At 69.2% G+C, this 1864-nt stretch carries 1 protein-coding gene and 2 pseudogenes; 2 read left to right on the forward strand and 1 reads right to left on the reverse strand.

Annotation, left to right across the window (positions count from 1 at the left end; genetic code table 11):
• Both QHF85_RS49650 and QHF85_RS49655 read left to right on the forward strand, forming a co-directional pair.
• Positions 1 to 296 (forward strand): annotated as a pseudogene (locus QHF85_RS49650) (esterase); the annotation flags it as partial.
• Between the two features lie 77 nt (positions 297 to 373).
• The gene (locus tag QHF85_RS49655) at positions 374 to 1222 is read left to right on the forward strand and encodes a hypothetical protein (protein WP_281334571.1); all 849 of its coding nucleotides are present in this window, start codon (positions 374 to 376) and stop codon (positions 1220 to 1222) included.
• Between the two features lie 3 nt (positions 1223 to 1225).
• Here QHF85_RS49655 and QHF85_RS49660 read toward each other — a convergent pair.
• Positions 1226 to 1864, reverse strand: a pseudogene (locus QHF85_RS49660) (hypothetical protein); the annotation flags it as partial.

Consider the following 1864-nt stretch of genomic DNA (forward strand, 5'->3'; position numbering starts at 1 on the left):
CGGGCGGGACCGGCGGCGCAGGCGGCAGCGGCGGCGCAGGCGGCGCAGGCGGCAGCGGCGGAAGCGGCGGCAGCGGCGGCAGCGGCGGCAGCGGCGGAAGCCCCGCCCCGGTGTGCGAAGAGTTTTACGAAGGAAACTATTACCACGTGCAGAAGGGGCGCGCGGTCGTGTGCGGCGCATTCAACAGTTATGCTTGCGCCGTCGGCTCGAACCAGAACCTCGGCCTCAACAACGTGCTGCCTACCTGGATCCGCAAGACGGGCCCGAATTATTACGAAGCCGGCCGCTGCCCCTGAGCGTCGCTGCCCTCGTGCTCCTCGGGGTGACGAGCCGCGCTGCGAAGCGTACACTCTCGTCCTCCGGGGAGCGACGCATGACCTACCGCGACGAAAGAGACGCCCTCCGCGGGCGCATCCAGGGCCTCGAGCAGGACCTCCAGGACGCCCGGAGGTTCCAGCAGACGGCCGAGGAGAAACGCGCGCGTATCGAGCAGATCGAAGGCCGCATGCGCGAGGCCGAGCAGGATCTGCAAGCCCTGCGGAGCGAGCTCGTCGCGCTCCGCGGCGCGCCCCCGCCGAAGAAAAAGAGCTCTTTCGTGGTGCCCGTCCTCATCGGCAGCACGGTGCTGCTCGCCATGACCGGCTCTCTCGTCGCGTTCCTGGTCATGGAGCCGCCTCCGCCCCCGCATGAGCCTGTCGTGTCCCCCGTCGTCGTCACCGAGCCCATCCCCGCCACGGAGCCGCCTCGCTCCGTGGCGCCCCCCGCGGCGCCGCTCGCGCCCATGCGCCAGGTGGCCGCGCGCTGGACGGGCAAGGTCACCCACGCGAGCGGATTGCCGTTCGGCGCAGGCGCCTCCTGCATCGTGGATTCGACCCTCGAAGGCAATGGCGACAAGGGCAACGTCGTGGATCTTTCGGTCACGTGCGGCGGGCGCCCCGTGTATCGCTCGTCGGACAAACTCGAAGGAATGAGCATGAACGGATTCGGCCTCGGCGAGGAGCCGGGCAAGGACGCGGGGACATTCACGTACGCCGTGCGTTACAGCGATACCGGCGCGCGGTCGGGGCCTCGCACGCAGATCTCGCTCGATTCCACGCAGGGCCAGGGCGCGGTGTGGAGCGACGTCGTCCCGATCTTCCGCGTCGAGTTCAAGCTCCCGACGTTCAGCGCGCCGGTGCCCGGCGAGCGCCTGCTCCCGGCCGCGCCCGCGAAGGTTCCCTGACGTTCAGAAGGGATAAACGATCGAATACAGCCGGAACTCGGCGATCCCGTCGCCGGCGACCGTCGGCTCTATGGAATCGGCGAGGCTGAAGCGCGCCTCGCCGCTGAACGCGATCCAGTTCGCGGGCCGGTAGGCGAGGCCGAGCCCGAATCCGCCCTGGAAGAGCACGTCCTTTTTCTTGTTCTCCTCGGAGAACAACACGCCGAGCGACGTGAGGATCAGGTACGGCTGGAGGCGTTTGTCTTCACGATAGAAGATGAACGTGTTGAACAGCAGCGGCATGTCGGTGCGATCGATGCCTAGATAGCTGTTGTAGCCGAACTCGACCTCGAGCTCGAGATACCCTCCGTAGAAGCGGAGCCCGCCACCGCCTCCGATCCCGAATTCATTGCGGTTGACCATCCAGAGCGTGGAGAACCGCCCGGACATCGCGAATTTCGGCCCGTACCCGCCGATCGGCGGAGGGCCACTCTTCCCCGGCGTGGTAGGCGTCACCGGCGGCGTATAGACCGGCGGGGGAGGGGGCGGCGGCGGAGGCGGCGGCGTAAAGACCGGCGGCGGCGGAGGCGGCGGCGGGGGCGGCGGATGCCACGTCGGAGGAGGCGGCGGGGGTGGCGGCGGCGGAGGCGGCGGCGGTGGGGG

Origin of the sequence: Polyangium sp. 6x1 (genome assembly GCF_029946515.1) — a bacterium.
Taxonomy (GTDB): Bacteria; Myxococcota_A; Polyangia; order Polyangiales; family Polyangiaceae; genus Polyangium.